Source organism: Bradyrhizobium erythrophlei (assembly GCF_900129425.1).
GTDB lineage: Bacteria > Pseudomonadota > Alphaproteobacteria > Rhizobiales > Xanthobacteraceae > Bradyrhizobium > Bradyrhizobium erythrophlei_C.
Genome location: NZ_LT670817.1, coordinates 5,578,446 through 5,593,287 on the forward strand (window position 1 = coordinate 5,578,446; position 14,842 = coordinate 5,593,287).

At 63.3% G+C, this 14,842-nt stretch carries 14 protein-coding genes; 6 read left to right on the top strand and 8 right to left on the bottom strand.

Annotated elements, in window-relative coordinates:
• Positions 1–123: 123 nt before the first annotated feature.
• From B5527_RS26840 to fliL, 6 genes are all read right to left on the bottom strand, one after another.
• On the bottom strand, positions 124–360 hold the full coding sequence (locus B5527_RS26840) for a hypothetical protein (RefSeq protein WP_079604218.1): 237 nt from the start codon (positions 358–360) through the stop codon (positions 124–126).
• A 96-nt stretch (positions 361–456) separates the two neighbouring features.
• A complete protein-coding gene (locus tag B5527_RS26845; RefSeq protein WP_079604219.1) occupies positions 457–4,167 on the bottom strand; it encodes a hypothetical protein in 3,711 nt (1,236 codons plus the stop codon).
• Between the two features lie 110 nt (positions 4,168–4,277).
• Positions 4,278–5,048 (bottom strand): MotE family protein, encoded by a 771-nt coding sequence (locus B5527_RS26850; protein ID WP_079604220.1) that lies wholly within the window; start codon positions 5,046–5,048, stop codon positions 4,278–4,280.
• Positions 5,045–5,482 (bottom strand): DUF6468 domain-containing protein, encoded by a 438-nt coding sequence (locus tag B5527_RS26855; RefSeq protein ID WP_079604221.1) that lies wholly within the window; start codon positions 5,480–5,482, stop codon positions 5,045–5,047. Before B5527_RS26855 ends, B5527_RS26850 begins: the two co-directional genes overlap by 4 nt.
• A complete protein-coding gene (gene fliM, locus B5527_RS26860) occupies positions 5,479–6,678 on the bottom strand; it encodes a flagellar motor switch protein FliM (RefSeq protein WP_079604222.1) in 1,200 nt (399 codons plus the stop codon). The genes B5527_RS26855 and fliM overlap by 4 nt, the downstream gene beginning before the upstream one ends.
• 18 nt (positions 6,679–6,696) lie before the next feature.
• The gene (fliL, locus tag B5527_RS26865; RefSeq protein WP_079604223.1) at positions 6,697–7,188 is read right to left on the bottom strand and encodes a flagellar basal body-associated protein FliL; all 492 of its coding nucleotides are present in this window, start codon (positions 7,186–7,188) and stop codon (positions 6,697–6,699) included.
• A 362-nt stretch (positions 7,189–7,550) separates the two neighbouring features.
• Here fliL and flgF point away from each other — a divergent pair, with 362 nt between their 5' ends.
• From flgF to flgH, 4 genes are read left to right on the top strand one after another with little or no spacing between them, the layout of a single operon-like run.
• Positions 7,551–8,312, top strand: coding sequence for a flagellar basal-body rod protein FlgF (flgF, locus tag B5527_RS26870; RefSeq protein ID WP_079604224.1), 762 nt, complete (start codon positions 7,551–7,553; stop codon positions 8,310–8,312).
• Positions 8,313–8,333: 21 nt separating this feature from the next.
• Positions 8,334–9,122 (top strand): flagellar basal-body rod protein FlgG, encoded by a 789-nt coding sequence (gene flgG, locus B5527_RS26875; RefSeq protein ID WP_079604225.1) that lies wholly within the window; start codon positions 8,334–8,336, stop codon positions 9,120–9,122.
• A gap of 12 nt (positions 9,123–9,134) precedes the next feature.
• Positions 9,135–10,199 (top strand): flagellar basal body P-ring formation chaperone FlgA, encoded by a 1,065-nt coding sequence (gene flgA / locus B5527_RS26880; RefSeq protein ID WP_079607529.1) that lies wholly within the window; start codon positions 9,135–9,137, stop codon positions 10,197–10,199.
• A gap of 5 nt (positions 10,200–10,204) precedes the next feature.
• Positions 10,205–10,957, top strand: a complete 753-nt coding sequence (gene flgH / locus B5527_RS26885) for a flagellar basal body L-ring protein FlgH (protein WP_079604226.1) — start codon at positions 10,205–10,207, stop codon at positions 10,955–10,957.
• Positions 10,958–11,290: 333 nt separating this feature from the next.
• Here flgH and B5527_RS26890 read toward each other — a convergent pair whose 3' ends face one another.
• Positions 11,291–11,512, bottom strand: a complete 222-nt coding sequence (locus tag B5527_RS26890; protein WP_154072546.1) for a hypothetical protein — start codon at positions 11,510–11,512, stop codon at positions 11,291–11,293.
• A gap of 447 nt (positions 11,513–11,959) precedes the next feature.
• A complete protein-coding gene (locus B5527_RS26895) occupies positions 11,960–12,301 on the bottom strand; it encodes a hypothetical protein (RefSeq protein WP_245332260.1) in 342 nt (113 codons plus the stop codon).
• A 256-nt stretch (positions 12,302–12,557) separates the two neighbouring features.
• Here B5527_RS26895 and B5527_RS26900 point away from each other — a divergent pair, with 256 nt between their 5' ends.
• Both B5527_RS26900 and B5527_RS26905 read left to right on the top strand, forming a co-directional pair.
• Complete coding sequence (locus B5527_RS26900) at positions 12,558–13,232, top strand: response regulator transcription factor (RefSeq protein ID WP_079604228.1); 675 nt, start codon at positions 12,558–12,560, stop codon at positions 13,230–13,232.
• A gap of 34 nt (positions 13,233–13,266) precedes the next feature.
• A complete protein-coding gene (locus B5527_RS26905; RefSeq protein WP_245332261.1) occupies positions 13,267–14,592 on the top strand; it encodes a sensor histidine kinase in 1,326 nt (441 codons plus the stop codon).
• The last annotated feature ends 250 nt before the right edge of the window (positions 14,593–14,842 follow it).

Here is a 14,842-nt window from a genome sequence, read left to right on the forward strand (position 1 = left end):
GCTGGATTGGTCGTCAAATTGGCTTTCCGTCGTTGCGATCCGAAGGCAGGAATGCGTGCCCGACGGCAGGCCTGGATTGCCTCGTCGCCTTGTGGCCTGCAACGACGAAGCACTGAGCCACCCTCAGCCCTTCACATCATACTGCTTGCTGAGGTGGTCGCCGATCTGCACGATCATTGCGACGCATTCGGGATAGCCGGGCTTGGCCTTGGTCGGCGCATCGGCCTCGGTGCGGAATTCCCAGGAGTCCCCGTCAGGCAAAACTGCAATCGCGATTCCGTCCGGACAGTCGGCGTGGACCTGCAGCTCCGCTCTTGCCATCGCAACGAGTTCCGCTTCGGTCTTGGTGGGCTTACTCATGAAGGCGGCTTCCTCTGGGACACCAGATCGCCGCAGGTTGCCGTTTCGGCGAGCGTCTGTCGAGGGCGTGACCAGCAGAACAGGTGTGCGACGCGCTTACCTGGCCGGACCGACCTGCCTCAATCCGACGATCCTCGGCAGCGAGCCGGTGGGGGCCGGATCGGCCTTGGTCTCCGGCGGCAGCGGCGCCTTTGCAGTCGCGTCCGGGAATCGCGCCTTCATTTCGCGCAGGAACCCGTCGAGCGTATCGACGCTCGCCGCCATCTTGGCGATCTCGCCGAATTCGGCGCTGTTGGAGGCGGCCGGCTTGCTCGCGGTCTCGAAGGCGGCGCGGTCAGCTTCGCCGCTCATCAATGGCGCATATTTTTCGCGGAATCGCGCCAGGCCGATGGCATCCTCGGCCAGCGCGTATCCGACCACCGCGCGGATCACGTCGCCCTTCTCCGCCGGATTGAGCGGCTCGAAATTGCGCCAGCGATCGCCGTAGTACAATTCGATCTGTTCCGAGGACTCGCGCCATTGCCGCGCCGCCCAGTAAATGTCGGAGCGCAGCCGGATCGCTTCGCGGCCGGAGATATTCGAGATGATGTCGAGCGCCAGTTCATGGCGTCCGACGTCGCTTTGCGCGCGCCCCTCCAGCAACAGCCGTTGCTGACGCAGTTCGCCGGAGAGATCGGCAATGCGCGTGGTACGGAGCGCCGCTATGGCGCGATCCGGCTTGCGATTGGTCAGGTAGACCATGGCGAGACGCGCCGCGACCTGCGCCCGCGCCGCCCCCTCGAGCCTTTTGTCGACCTGATATTGCAGGAGTTCGCTGGCCTGGTCGAGCAGGTCGACCGCCACCAGCCGGTCGGCGAGACGCCGGATCATTTCGTCGCCGCGCCGCCCGATCGGCGTCAATTCACGAAACTCGTAAAACATCCCGAGCGCGTCGACCGGCGGAAGATCGTCGCCCTTTGGACCCAGGAAAAGGTCCGCGAATAGCGCCGCCGCCGCGTCCTGGGCCTGCCGCGAGCCTTCCGAATTCGGCTCCAGCCGGGTCGCGCCGCGCGCCGCCGTGAGCGACTCGGCGTAGCGTCCGGCATCGGAATAGAGCCGCGCCATCATCTGCAGCGCCCTCGCCTCGATCCCGTCGCCGCGCCACATCACCGAATCCGTCTCAAGCTCGCGCAAGGCGTCCACCCGGCTGACCTCGTTGCGCTTCTGCCGCAGCGCAATCTCGAACAATTTGGCTTCGGCGGCCGCGGCACGGTCGGAGGAATCGACGGCAATCCTGTAGTCGTCGAGCGCGTCCTTCTCGTGTCCGAGCCCTTCCGCCAGCCGGCCGCGCAACAGCGAGATCGCCGGTTCCTGCTCGGGCGGGACACCGATAACATCCAGATCGCTGCTGCGTTTCGCGGCGCCGGAATAGTCCCTGACCTCGAGCGCGGCATGCATCGCGTCCGTGATCACGATGCGCTGCAGTTCGATCGGCAGCGAGGTGATGGCGAATTCGACGTTCTTGAATTTCTCGCGCGCCTCCGGCCACTTGCGCTGGCGCGCGTAGGCCAGCGCCTTCCACAATTGCGAATCGTAGTTGTTGCCGATCAAGGGATTGGCGAGATCCTTCAACCCCTGGTCGGGGCGGCCGATCAGGATGCTGGCGACCGAATGAACCATCAGCGCGGCGGGATCCTCAAGACCCGGCTTGGAGCTGGCGAGCACGAGTTCGGCAACCCCCTTGGCTTCCGGATACATCCCGCGCGACATATAGAAGCGCGCAAGATCGAGTCTGGCCTGCGTGCGCTGGTCGGGCTCGAGCGCCCCGGCGGCCGCGACAAGCGCGTCCTCCCGCGCAATGAAGCTGCCTTGCTGGTTCTTGTGCCACTCGGGAAGGTCGAAAACCGGCCGGATCATGGCCGGCGCGCGCTCTGCCGTGACGTCGGCCGCCGACAGCGTCAGGCCGCCGGGCCGGCCGAGTATGACCTTGTCGGCCGCGACCTCGGCGGTGACATCATCGGAGTTCGGATGCACCGCGACGCCGTGGACCGATTCGAGCAGCGAGAACTCGACAAAATCCTGCCGCTTGAGGAAGCCGCGGATCGGCGCCGGCGCCGTGACCACCAGCAGCGTATCGCCGGCGTCCGGGTCGACGAGCCGATGCAGCAGGCCGGGCCGGGACAGCGGCACGGTGACGTTGGCAAGCGTGGGATCGGCGATGTTTCGCACCGCTATCAGCGGCTGCGGCGACTGCATCGTATCGGCAAAGGTGACCGTCCAGTGGGCGCCGCCCGGATCGTCGCTGGTCAGCGAAGGCATTTGCGGGCGGGTGAGCCTGATCCGGATCGCCTGCCCCTTGTCCAGCGGCAACCGGCTGACATCGGCGATGACGGCGCCGCCCTTGCTGCGGATCGGATCGATATCGATCGGCTTGGTGGAATCGAACACCAGCCACACCGTATCGGCGCGGCGAAACAGGGCCGCCGGCGTGGCGGCGGCAAAGGAAAACATCATGCGGAAGCCGTCGCTGTCGCGCGTGGCTTCGACGGTTGCGCCGCTGTCGGCGGGCTTGATTTCAGGAGCCGGCTCGGACACCGCGGCGGCCATTTTTTTCGGCATCTCCGCCGGGGCAGCCGGAATCTCCGCCGCAGGCGCCGGCGGCTCCTGCAGTGCGCGCGCGGGCTTCGGCGTTTCCGGCGCGGGCGCAGGGCTTGCGGCCTGTTCGGGTTTGATCTCGGCGCCGGCCTCTTTCGCTGAGGTCTCCGGCGTCGGCGGCACGATCTCGCTGGATTGCCGTGATGCCGGAGGCTCGGCGGCGGGCTTCTCTGACGCTGCCGGTGCCGCAGCAACCGGCGCGACTGCAGCAGGCGCGGCGGCCACTCGGGCGGACGGCACCGGGGCGGCTGGCGCAGGAGCGGCTGGCGCAGGAGCGTGTGAGGCGTCCGATACCAGCGGCGATGCCGGCGGCTTTTCAGATGGCTGGAAGGCGACGTCGACGATGTAGTTCTTGTCCTCGCGGAACGGGTGGACGTCGACATCGCCGATCAAGGCTACTTCCACGGTCGAGGAGTCGCCATCGATCCTCTGATCGATCGAGGCCACGTTCGATGGCGCCGCCACCTTGGCGTCCGCGAGATCGAAGTTGAGCGGCGCGCTGAACAAAAGCGAGAGCTTGCGCTCGTTGAGCACCGAGGAGACGCCGACCCCGTCAGGCGTTTCAAACACGAAGCGGACGAAGGTCGGCTGCACCAGGGCGCGGACCCGGATCGGCGCACGCTTCTTCGCATCCGCCGTCGCGTGCTGCAGGCGCAAGGCGCGCTCCGCCGCCCGCGCGCGGTCGGAAAGTTCGCGCACGACCTCGGGAGGAAGGCCGGGAGGTTGACCGGTCCATGTATCGGGCAACAGATCGACGAACACGCGTTCGCCGGCGGTCATGGTGTTGACGGTCACCTTGCGCGCCAGCGACAGCCGGATCGCCGAACCGTCGGGATCGCGCCGCGCCGCGCCGACATAGTCGGGCACCGCGTCGGACAGCCGGTCGATCGGAATATCCACCGGGCGTTTGAACCGGATCACCAGGATCGAGCCCGCGGTAGTCACTTCGGAGTCGACATCCTCGGCGAGTTTCAGCACCAGCCGCGCGTAGCCGCCGGCCGCGGAAAACGTCGCCTCGCCCTTGACCGCCTCGGTCTGGCAGATGCCGGGAGTTGTCAAACCGACCAGGACCAGCCCGGCCAGCAACGTCGACGCTCCGCCAAGACAACGCCGGACGGTGCGCGCGCAGGCGCGGGCTTGCGACCAAAATCCAGCGGCAGCCGTTCGCGCCATTCCAAACCAGTCTTTCAGTTCAACGATCCGCTCTCCGGCGTGGCGCCTTCGCGCGTCCTGACGCCTTCGAATCTAGAATTGGCGATTTAAGGACCTATTAAATATTCCCGTTAATTGGGCTTTTGCGGCAGCACCTTGCCGTCGATTTTGGGAAGGTCGGAGGCGGAGGCGGATTGATCCGACCCGGCCCGCCGGGCCAATTCGACGGTCAGCCGCTCGGCCGCGTCCGTCGACATCAGGCCGAGGATATCGGACATCTTCCGCGGCGCGATCTGCGAGGCGATTTCGAACAGCACGGGCATCTCGAGCCGGTCGAACACCTTGGCGGCGTCCTTCGGCTTCATGCTCTCATACATGGTGACGATGCCCTTGAAGCGTGCGGCATCGGTTTCGGTTTTCTGTTCGGTCGCCGCCGATATCCGCGCTTCCACGGCCTTCAGCTCCTCGACGCGCGATTCGACTCGCTTTTCGGCGGCCTTGAGCAGGCTTTCGCGAATATCGACCTCGCGCGCACGCGCTTCGATTTCCTGCCGCCGCGCCTGCAGCCGCTCGAGGACGGCGCGCTCGGACGGCGACACCTGCTGGCCCTGCTCGGGATAGATCACGGTGCCGTCGGTTTTGGCGACTTCCGGCGTGGCCACGGCGGGCTTGGCGGCTTCCTCCTTGGGCTTGTCGACCGAGCCGGTGATGTCGGCGGGATCGGGTTTGTTTCCCCCCGGAAAGTTGAAGGTCTCCTGCGCCCAGGATTGCTTGGTCGATTGCGGCTGGTAGTCGAACACGTAGCCGCCGTCGATCACGAGGCCGGCGATCTTGAGCACGGCGAGGCCGGCGACCGCGATCACGACCACCGGAATCACGCGAATGTCACGGAGAGATTTCATGCGGCGAGGCCATCGGACCTTTTGCGGTCGGAAAACGCCTGGGCCGCCGCGGCAACCGCCTTGGCCGCCGACACAGCGGGAGCCGCGGGTTCCGGTGCGGACGCCGGTCTTGCCGCGATCGCGATTCTGGTCAGCCGCCGAACGACATTGTCGCCTTCCGCGAGCTGGTTCTTCAGCTGCTGCGACATCTGCGCCGCCGAGGTGAGCTGGTTGCCCAGATTCTCGTTGACGTCGCGAACGGTGTGTTTGAGCCCGCCGATGGCGCGCTCGGCGATTTCGGTTGCCGTGATCAGTTCCCCGATCGTCGCCTTCAGCGAATGCTCATCCGCCTTCAGGCGCTTCAGCCGGCTGTTCAACAGCATGCAGTAGCCGATGGTGAGCATCAGCAATACCGCCACCAGACTCTCGATTGCAATTCCCAGTGAATGACTCATTGTGCCTCCATCAACTTGGTTTGCTCATCGGCCTTTTCGAACATCGCGAAGGTGGTATTCGGCTTGCGCAGTTGCTTGGTGACGCGAATGGCGACGCGGTCGCCGACCCGGCCCATCCGCCCCTCGGTCAGGGTCACGCTGCCGCAGCGCACCGCCACCAGCGCGTCGGCGCGCATTTCCAGCGGTAAGGTATCGCCGACCTTCAGCTTCATCAGCTGCTTGAGCGGAATTTCGGCCTCATAGAGCACGGCATCGACCGAAATCTCGGCCTGCGCGACCTCGGTCGCGAAATGGCCCTCCCAGATCGGATCGCGGCCGAATTTCTCGCCCATGAACATCTGCAGCAGCACGCTGCGGATCGGCTCGATGGTGGCATAGGGCAGCAGCAATTCGATGTTGCCGCCGCGGTCTTCCATGTCGATGCGCAGCCGCACCAGAATGGCGGCGTTGGCGGGCCGGCTGATCGCGGCAAAGCGCGGATTGGTTTCCAGCCGGTCGATGCTGAAGGTGACCGGCGACAGCGGCCTGAAGGCCTGCTCGGCATCGGTCAGCACGACTTCTACCAGCCGCTTCACCAGATTGGTTTCGATGGTGGTATAGGGCCGGCCCTCGATGCGCAGCGAAGTCTGGCCGCGGCGGCCGCCGAGGAGAACGTCGATCATCGAATAGATCAGGCTGGAATCCACCGTCGCCAGGCCGAAATTGTCCCATTCCTCGGCCTTGAACACGCTGAGCACCGCCGGCAGCGGAATCGAATTCATGTAGTCGCCGAACCGCACCGAGGTGATGCGATCAAGCGACACTTCGACATTGTCGGAGGTGAAATTGCGCAAGCTGGTGGTCATCAGCCGCACCAGCCGGTCGAATACGATTTCGAGCATCGGCAGACGCTCGTAGGACACCATCGCCGAATCGATAATGGCGCGGATGCCGGAATTGTCGTCGAGGTTGACGTCGCCGACGTTGAAGCCGAGCAGATTGTCGATTTCTTCCTGCGACAGTACCCGCTCGCCGCTGTTCTTGCCGCCGAAGTCGCGGCTGCCGTCTTCGACCATGGCGGCCCATTGCAGCGCCATGGTGCCGGAGAGTTCATTGGCCGCGGCCGACGCCGCCGCCTCTACCGGATCCTCGGAATCCAGCGACGCTTCCCATTGCGCTGCGATGGCATCCTGGTCGACTGGATCGTTGCCCGCCATGATTTCAGACCTATTTCGTCACTGAACGACGATTTCCTTGAACAGCACGGCGTTGACCTGGATTGGCGCGATCACCGCATTGACCCGCCGGGTCAGCTCTTCCTTCAGGCGAAACAGGCCGACCGAACCGTTGAGATCGGTCGGCCGCAGTTCGCGCAGATAGGTTTGAAAAATATCGGTGACGCGCGGCATCGACGGCTTGATCGCCTCGGCCTGCTTCTCTTCCTTGACCTCGAGCACGACCTTGACCTTGAGATACTGCACGCGCTCGCCGGGGCCGCCGATCAGGTTGATCAGCATGTCCGGCACCTCGACGAAGGACGGCGGTTTCGCCACCGGCGCCTCCGCGTGCACTTCCTCGCCGTGATGCCGGAAGAAAAAGAACCAGGTCGCGCCGCCGCCGCCGATCAACAGCACGGCCACCACGGCGATTATCAGCTTGAGTTTGCTCTTGGGCCCGGCGCCTTCAGGGGTTTCCCCCGCGCTGCCTTCTGCCTCGTTGTCTGCCATCGCCCCGATCCGGTTTGGGAATCAACCCGACACGCTCAGCAGGCCATGACGCGATACAAATGCCGCCAGCGCACATGCGCTCTCTCGCCGTGACGCTAAGGTAACAATGGTTAATGGAACCTTTCTATTGGCTCGCAACTAGGAAAAAGTTGCCGGGCAAACATGGTCAACAAGACCTTATTGCCGCCCCGGCGACACCCCTGCGAAACATCTAAGCCGTTATAGAATCGGCATTTTTCGAGTTGGCACGGCTTTCGCTCAGGGTCTTGCTGAACCGCGGCTTGGGAGAGCCAGGCGGTTCGCACGATCCGCAACACGGCCTGGGAGGGCCTGGCGCGGATCATTTGAGGGGAGAACCACCGATGGAGAATACGCTTCTCGTCGGACTTTCGCGGCAGACGCTACTGGAACGGCAGCTCGATGTCGTCGCCAACAACATCGCGAACGTCAACACGACCGGTTACAAGGCCGACAGCTCGCTGTTCGAGGAATTTCTGACATCGGGCGCGCACGAAGACAACTTCGTGGGAGCCGACCGCCGCGTCAGCTATGTCCAGGACCGCGCCACCTACCGCGACTTCTCGCAAGGCGCGGCCGATCAAACCAAAAATCCGCTCGACCTCGCGATCGATGGCAGCGGCTTCCTGGTGGTGCAGACGCCCGCCGGCGAGCGCTACACCCGCGACGGCGGCCTGCAGCTCAACAACCAGGGCCAGCTGGTGACGGTCGCGGGCAATCCGGTGCTCGGCACTAGCGGGCCGATCGTCTTTCAGCCGACCGACCACGACATCAACGTCGCGCCCGACGGCACCATCACCGTGGTGACGGGCAACAGCACGGTGGATTCGGTCCGCGGCAAGCTCCGGCTCGTCAGTTTCGCCGACGCGCAGAAGCTCCTGAAGGAGGGCGCCAACCTGTATTCCGCAGGCGAAGGCGCAGCCCAGCCCGACGCCACATCGGTGGTCCAGCAGGGTTTCATCGAGAAATCCAACGTCAGCGCGGTGTCCGAGATGAGCCGCATGATCGAGGTGACCCGCGCCTACACGCAAATCTCGACCCTGCTGCAGCAGCAGAGCGATCTGCACAAGACCGCCATCCAGCAACTCGCCGAAGTTCCGGCTTAACGACCATTCAGGAGACCACCGATGCAAGCACTTCATACCGCTGCGACCGGAATGGCGGCCCAGGAACTCAGCGTCCAGGTCATCGCTAACAACATCGCGAACTTGCAGACCACCGGCTACAAGAAGCAGACCGCGGCATTTCAGGATCTGATCTACGAGCATATCCGCCGGGTCGGCGCGCAGTCCTCGGACCAGGGCACCATCCTGCCGGTCGGCATCGATATCGGCGGCGGCGTCAAGACCGTCGGCACGCCGCGTTCGATGACGCAAGGCACGCTCTCGCAAACCGGCAACGACCTCGATCTGGCGATCACCGGCGAGGGATTCTTCAAGATCCTGCAGCCCGACGGCACCTTTCAATACACCCGCGACGGCACCTTCCAGATGGACAACACCGGCCGTATCGTCACCGCCCAGGGCAACCCGGTTCAGCCGACGATCACGATACCGCAGAACTCCTCGGGCCTGACGGTCAATGCCCAGGGCCAGGTCTCCGTGACGCAGCCGGGATCGACGACCTCCACGATCATCGGCCAGATCGGCCTGACACGCTTCATCAACAAGGCCGGCCTGCAGCCGGTCGGCAATAACCAGTTCACCGAAACGCCGTCTTCCGGCGCGCCGCAGGACGGCCTCGCCAACGCCGACGGCTACGGCACCATCACGGAAGGCAGCCTCGAACAGTCCAACGTCGACGTCGTCTCCGAGATGTCCAACATGATTGCCGCGCAGCGCGCCTATGAGATGAACTCCAAGGTGGTCAGCGCCGCTGACCAGATGCTGCAAACCACCTCCGCGCTGTTCCGCTGACGGGAGCTGATGATGACGTTGCGTGCAATCCTCCTCGCCGCTGCCCTGCTCGCGGCCACCGGCGCGGCCGCGTCGGCGCAAGAGAGCGAAGACGTTATCGCAGCACCGGTGCTGCGCGCCAGCGTCACCGTCGCCGGCGATGTGGTACGGATCGGCGACATCATCGACAACGCGGGCACCGCAGCGCAGATCGCGATCTATCGCGCGCCCGATCTCGGCACCACCGGCTCGATCCCGACGGCCCAGGTGCTGACCACGCTGCGGGCGCACCAGGTGATCGGCGTCGACACCCGGGATCTCAAGGAAATTTCGGTAACGCGGCTGGCCCGCACGCTCGAAAGCAAGGACATCCAGCTTCAGGTCGCCCGCGCGCTGGAACACCGTAACGGCCTCGGCGACGCCGCCAACCTCACGCTGACCTTCGATCGCGACGTGCAGGACCTCCGGCTGGAGGCGTCGAATACCGGCGCCATGCAGCCGGTCTCGTCCCGGTTCGACCCGCGCAACGGCCGCTTCGATGTCAGCTTCGAGATCGGCAACGATGCCGGCACGACGCCGATCAAATTGCGCTTCACCGGCACCGCGGTCGAGACCGTGGAAGCCGCGGTGCTGGCGCGTGACGTCGAACGCAATGAAGTCCTGAAATCCTCCGACGTGATCGCCGAGCGGCGTCCGAAGGTGGAGGTCGGCGGCGACGCGGCGATACGCGATCGCGCGGTCGGCATGCAGATGCGAAAGCAGCTTCGCGCCGGTCAGGCATTGCGGGTCGCCGATCTCGCCAAGCCCGATCTGGTGCAGCGCGACCAGACCGTTACTCTGATCTACCAATCCACCGGTCTCTATCTCACCATTCGCGGCAAGGCGCTCGAGGGCGGCACCGAGGGCGACGTGGTCAGCGTCATCAATCTGCAATCGAAGCGCACGGTGTCCGGCGTCGTGATCGGTCGCGGCCAGGTCTCGATTTCGGTCGCAACGCCCCGCGCCGACGCATCCACCACGCTCGGGTCAGCCTCGCCGGCCGCACCGGTCGCGCTCGCCGCCGGCAATGATTCACAAGCAGCAGCGAAAGCCGAGTAAAGTTCATGTTGACGTCCAGTATCAATCGTATCGTTCTGACCGGCACCATGCTGAGCATCGTCAGCGTCGCCGGCGGCTGTTCCTCCATCGACCGGCTTTCCCAGATCGGCGAACAGCCGAAACTGTCCTCGATCGACAATCCGACGACGCAGCCCGGCTACAAGCCGGTGCAGATGCCGATGCCGAAGCCCGAGGCGGTGTCCTACAACGCCAATTCGCTGTGGCGCAACGGTTCGCGGTCGTTCTTCAAGGACCAGCGCGCCCATCAGATCGGCGACCTCCTGACCGTCACGGTCAACATCACCGACCAGGCCAATTTCGCCAACGAAACCCAGCGCAGCCGCACCGTTACCGAGGACTCCGGCATTACCGCGTTCCTGGGAAGCAATCTGCTGGCCGGAAAGACCACCGCTCTGCCCGGACGGCTCTTGACCGCGGACGCCACCTCGAACGCCGACGGCAAGGGTTCGGTGCAGCGGCAGGAAACCCTGCAGACCAACATCGCCGCCGTCGTCACCCAGTTGCTGCCGAACGGCAACATGGTGGTCGAAGGCAAGCAGGAAGTCCGCGTCAATTTCGAAATGCGCGAACTGATCGTCGCTGGCATCGTGCGGCCGGAGGACATCCAGAGCGACAACACCATCGATTCCAGCAAGATCGCGCAGGCCCGCATCGCCTATGGCGGGCACGGCCAGATCACCGACGTGCAGCAGCCGCGTTATGGCCAGCAGGTGATGGACGTGCTGCTGCCGTTCTAGTCTTCTAAAGAGCTCCCACATCGCGTCGCGAACCTAGGCGCGACGCGATGTAATACGCGGCCTTCGCCAGCTCCCCTGGCGGAGGCCGCGACTGTTTATGCGAAGCTCAACAACTAGAGCAAGATGGTTTTAAGTTGAATCGGTGCCCTTCACCTCTCCCCAGCGGGGAGAGGTCGATTTGCGCAGCAAATCGGGTGAGGGGTGCTGCACCGACGATAGACCGTAACCCCTCACCCGGCGCTACGCGCCGACCTCTCCCTACGGGAGAGGTAAGGTTTCCAGGTCCGTGTCAGTTTGTTCAGACCCGGACTGAACTGGCGCGCAACGCCCGTATCAGTCTGCGTAGCACCATTTGATATCGCACGTTTGGGTCACGTTGGGCGGAGGCTTGCCGTAGCTGTCAAGCTCGAGCTTTTGTGGGGCCGCAATATAGGGTCGATCCCACCGACGATGGCCTTGACCAATGCGCATGCGATGCTCTGACGCAATCGCCATTTGAACCGCGGATCCCGCAATCAGCAACGCGGCGAAAATGGTGAAGGTTGCTTTTCGCACTTTAGGCTCCATCCGTGGAAGCTCTGTCGGGGCAACCTCATCTCGCTTTGTGCGTCTGGTAAAATAATGCCGGAGAATGCTGGCCACGCCGTCTTTCACTCACGACACACCAGGCCCTCGGTCGTGGCACGCACAAACCTATTCCGGAATAAAAACCTGGCTGGTGCTGCGCCTGCCGGATGGGGTCATTTGCGTCCCCTCAGCGCCCACATTGAAAGGGCCCCTATTAGCGCAATTATTGCGCCGCCAACGGCGGCAGTGGCATAGATCTCTTGCATTGGAACGTCCACTCTCCATTTCGAAAGGTGCCGCGTACCGGCACAATCCTCATGTAGATTGGCAGCTCGCCAATTCCATTAAATTCGTTTTCAGTGGTGCCTGTGAGGATGCGCGGTAGTCACCGCAGATCGCATCATTTCGTCCTTTTGGGTGACGCGTCTATCGACGCTACCTCTCCGAACAGAAGTACGTTCTCGGAATGACCCGCCAGGCGGTGTATCGATAATACGGCCGATAGGCGTAGCCGAGATAGACCGCGGGCGGCTCGCGATAATAGGCGCCGTGATAAAAGTTGTAGACCGGCGCGTCGGTGCAACGGTACGGGACCCAGCCGGCGCGGCCGACCGGGAATACGCCGATCTCGGGAGGGACATCGGGCCAACGCTCGTGAGCCCGGGCGATTTCAGGTAAAGGGAGAATCGCCGCCAAAGCGGCCGCGGTCACCAAAGCCCAGGCACTTCTCATATGCACACCTTGCAATGATTGGTTTTGCACGGCGATTGTCGACATCAAAAGCCGTCGTGTCGAGCCTCAAATGGTTCATGGTTCAAACCGCAGACACTCTGGATGCGGTAATGACGGTGGCGCGATATTGAGCTCGGCCTGATCGAGCGCCGCACCCGTGATCGCCAAAACAAACCGGCTCCCGGCCTTCCTTACACCAGGCTTACAAGCGCCTCCCCTCTGGGAGATCGGCTCTTGTTTGCCAACTTGACTCGGTTCATGGCTAGTTCTGATCTCTCGTTGAATTGATGGGGCGCCGCGCATGCGGTTGTTGATCGTTGAGGACAATCAGGAACTCGCCGAGCTTCTGGCCAAGGGCTTGCAAACGGCGGGCTACGAGGCTGACATATTGTCCACGGTTGAGGAGGCAACAAACGTCCTTCACACAACGTTCTACGCCGCTCTCATCCTCGACCTGGGATTGCCGGACGGCGATGGCCTCGCGCTGTTGCGCGAGATACGGCATCGAAACAATCCGATTCCCGTTCTGGTTCTTACCGCACGCGGCGGCCTTCATGATCGCGTCCATGGCCTGCGCAGCGGGGCGGACGACTATCTGGTGAAGCCGTTCGCGCTGGAGGAGCTGGTCGCGCGACTGGAAGCTCAATTGCGACGGCCCGGCCACCTGCTCGGGAGTTCTCTTCGCATCGCGAATCTCGAATTCGATACCGGAAACCGGCAGGCCTCCATCGACGATCAGCCCCAGCTCCTGTCGGCCCGCGAAACCGCGGTGCTGGAGCTGTTGATGCGCAGCAAAGGCCGTGTGGTTTCCAAGAAGCAGGTCGAGGATCACATCTTTGGACACTCGGGGGACGTCGCGTCCAATGCCGTCGAGGTCTACGTTCATCGTTTGCGCAAGCAGCTTTCGGAGCGAGGCGCCAAGGTCCAGGTTCATACCATTCGCGGAGTCGGATACCTCATCGCAGAGGAAAAATAGCGTGATCAGGTTCAAGTCGATCATTTCCCGCATCGTGATCCTGCATGTCGTCGCCGTTATTATTACCTCCATCTTCATGTCGCTGGCGCTGTCGTGGCTGTTGAACTATGCAACAGACAACATTCACAACAAGGCGATGGAAGAACAGGCCGTTTCAGTTGGCGAACATCTAAGCGCGAAGGCGGACGGCAGCCTCGAACTGGACCTTCCGCTCGACTTGCTCGGGCTCTATTCGCAGGCGTACGGGCGTTATTCCTATGCGGTGATCGACAATCAGGGCCGGGTGCTGTTTTCTTCCCTCAAGGATCAGACCGCCCTGTTTCCCGCGGACACAGAATCCAGCGATGTCGAGTTTTTGCAGCATAAGCGCGGCGACGCCACCGTGTCCGGCGCCAGCGTCAAAAAGACTGTCGGCGACCGCACCGTCTGGATCCAGACCGGTGAGGATCTGGCCAACCGCGACGTGCTGATCGACGATATCGTCGCCGATTTCTATAAAAATGTCGGATGGATCACGCTGCCCATCCTGCTGGTGCTGCTGATCGCGGACATTGCCATCTTCCGCCGTGCCCTGCGGCCGCTGTGGCAGGCCTCGGAGATCGCCCGCAACATCGGACCGACGCGCACCGGCCTGCGCTTGCCGACCGAAGAGATCCCACGCGAGGTGCGTCCTCTGGTGTCTGCCGTCAACCAGGCCCTGGACCGGCTTGAAGAGGGTCTCCGGATTCAGCGCGATTTCACCGCGGACGCCGCGCACGAACTGCGCACCCCCCTGAGTATCCTGAGAACGCGGCTGGATATTCTGAAAGACGAGCAAACGGGCCAGGCGCTGCGGCAGGACGTGGACGGAATGGCGCATATCATCAGTCAGCTGCTCGACATCGCGGAGCTGGATGCGTTCGTCGTCGATCCCTCCGAAAAAGCCGATCTTCGATCGGTGGCCGCCGAGGTCGCGGAGTTTGTCGCGCCGCTGGCGCTGGCGCAAGGAAAGGACGTCGCCTTGCTGGGCGCAAAAGAACCGGTCTGGGTCAAAGGCAATCCGGAGATGCTGAGCCGTGCGATCCGAAACCTTGCGGAAAATGCCATCAACCACACCGCCCCGGGAACGACCGTTGAATTCGTCGTCGAAGAGAAGGGAATGGTGAGCGTTCTCGACCACGGACCAGGCGTCGCTGAAGGCGAGCGCAAACTCATCTTTCAACGCTTCTGGCGGCGCGATCGCAGGAAGGCAGGAAGCACCGGTCTTGGGCTTTCCATCGTTCAGCGCATCGCCGAGCTGCATTCCGCGACCATCACCCTGAAAACCCGCCACCCCACCGGCGCCTGTTTCTCGCTCGAGTTCATCCCGTTGAACTCCTGAGGACCGTATCGGTGCGGATGCCGGCGGGCGGGCTTCACGACGAAGAAATCGGCCGTCGCCGCGTCCGGTGATTTGCCCGACAGGCTCACTCCGCGATATCGTGTCCAGCCCCTTTTGAAAAAATATTCTGATTTTCCGAAGACCCAAATCAGTCTATATCTTTCGCCGTCCCGTCCCACAGAGGGGCGCTTCGCGGTCGTCACGAACGCGGGGCGGGATGCGGTGGACGCTGATAGCGCTTGTGACGAAG

Excerpts from the sequence above, each read along its gene's own strand:
- B5527_RS26840 (WP_079604218.1), bottom strand. The coding sequence starts at position 360 with ATGAGTAAGCCCACCAAGACCGAAGCGGAACTCGTTGCGATGGCAAGA.
- B5527_RS26845 (WP_079604219.1), bottom strand. The coding sequence starts at position 4,167 with ATGGCGCGAACGGCTGCCGCTGGATTTTGGTCGCAAGCCCGCGCCTGC.
- B5527_RS26850 (WP_079604220.1), bottom strand. The coding sequence starts at position 5,048 with ATGAAATCTCTCCGTGACATTCGCGTGATTCCGGTGGTCGTGATCGCG.
- B5527_RS26855 (WP_079604221.1), bottom strand. The coding sequence starts at position 5,482 with ATGAGTCATTCACTGGGAATTGCAATCGAGAGTCTGGTGGCGGTATTG.
- fliM (WP_079604222.1), bottom strand. The coding sequence starts at position 6,678 with ATGGCGGGCAACGATCCAGTCGACCAGGATGCCATCGCAGCGCAATGG.
- fliL (WP_079604223.1), bottom strand. The coding sequence starts at position 7,188 with ATGGCAGACAACGAGGCAGAAGGCAGCGCGGGGGAAACCCCTGAAGGC.
- flgF (WP_079604224.1), top strand. The coding sequence starts at position 7,551 with ATGGAGAATACGCTTCTCGTCGGACTTTCGCGGCAGACGCTACTGGAA.
- flgG (WP_079604225.1), top strand. The coding sequence starts at position 8,334 with ATGCAAGCACTTCATACCGCTGCGACCGGAATGGCGGCCCAGGAACTC.
- flgA (WP_079607529.1), top strand. The coding sequence starts at position 9,135 with ATGACGTTGCGTGCAATCCTCCTCGCCGCTGCCCTGCTCGCGGCCACC.
- flgH (WP_079604226.1), top strand. The coding sequence starts at position 10,205 with ATGTTGACGTCCAGTATCAATCGTATCGTTCTGACCGGCACCATGCTG.
- B5527_RS26895 (WP_245332260.1), bottom strand. The coding sequence starts at position 12,301 with ATGTCGACAATCGCCGTGCAAAACCAATCATTGCAAGGTGTGCATATG.
- B5527_RS26900 (WP_079604228.1), top strand. The coding sequence starts at position 12,558 with ATGCGGTTGTTGATCGTTGAGGACAATCAGGAACTCGCCGAGCTTCTG.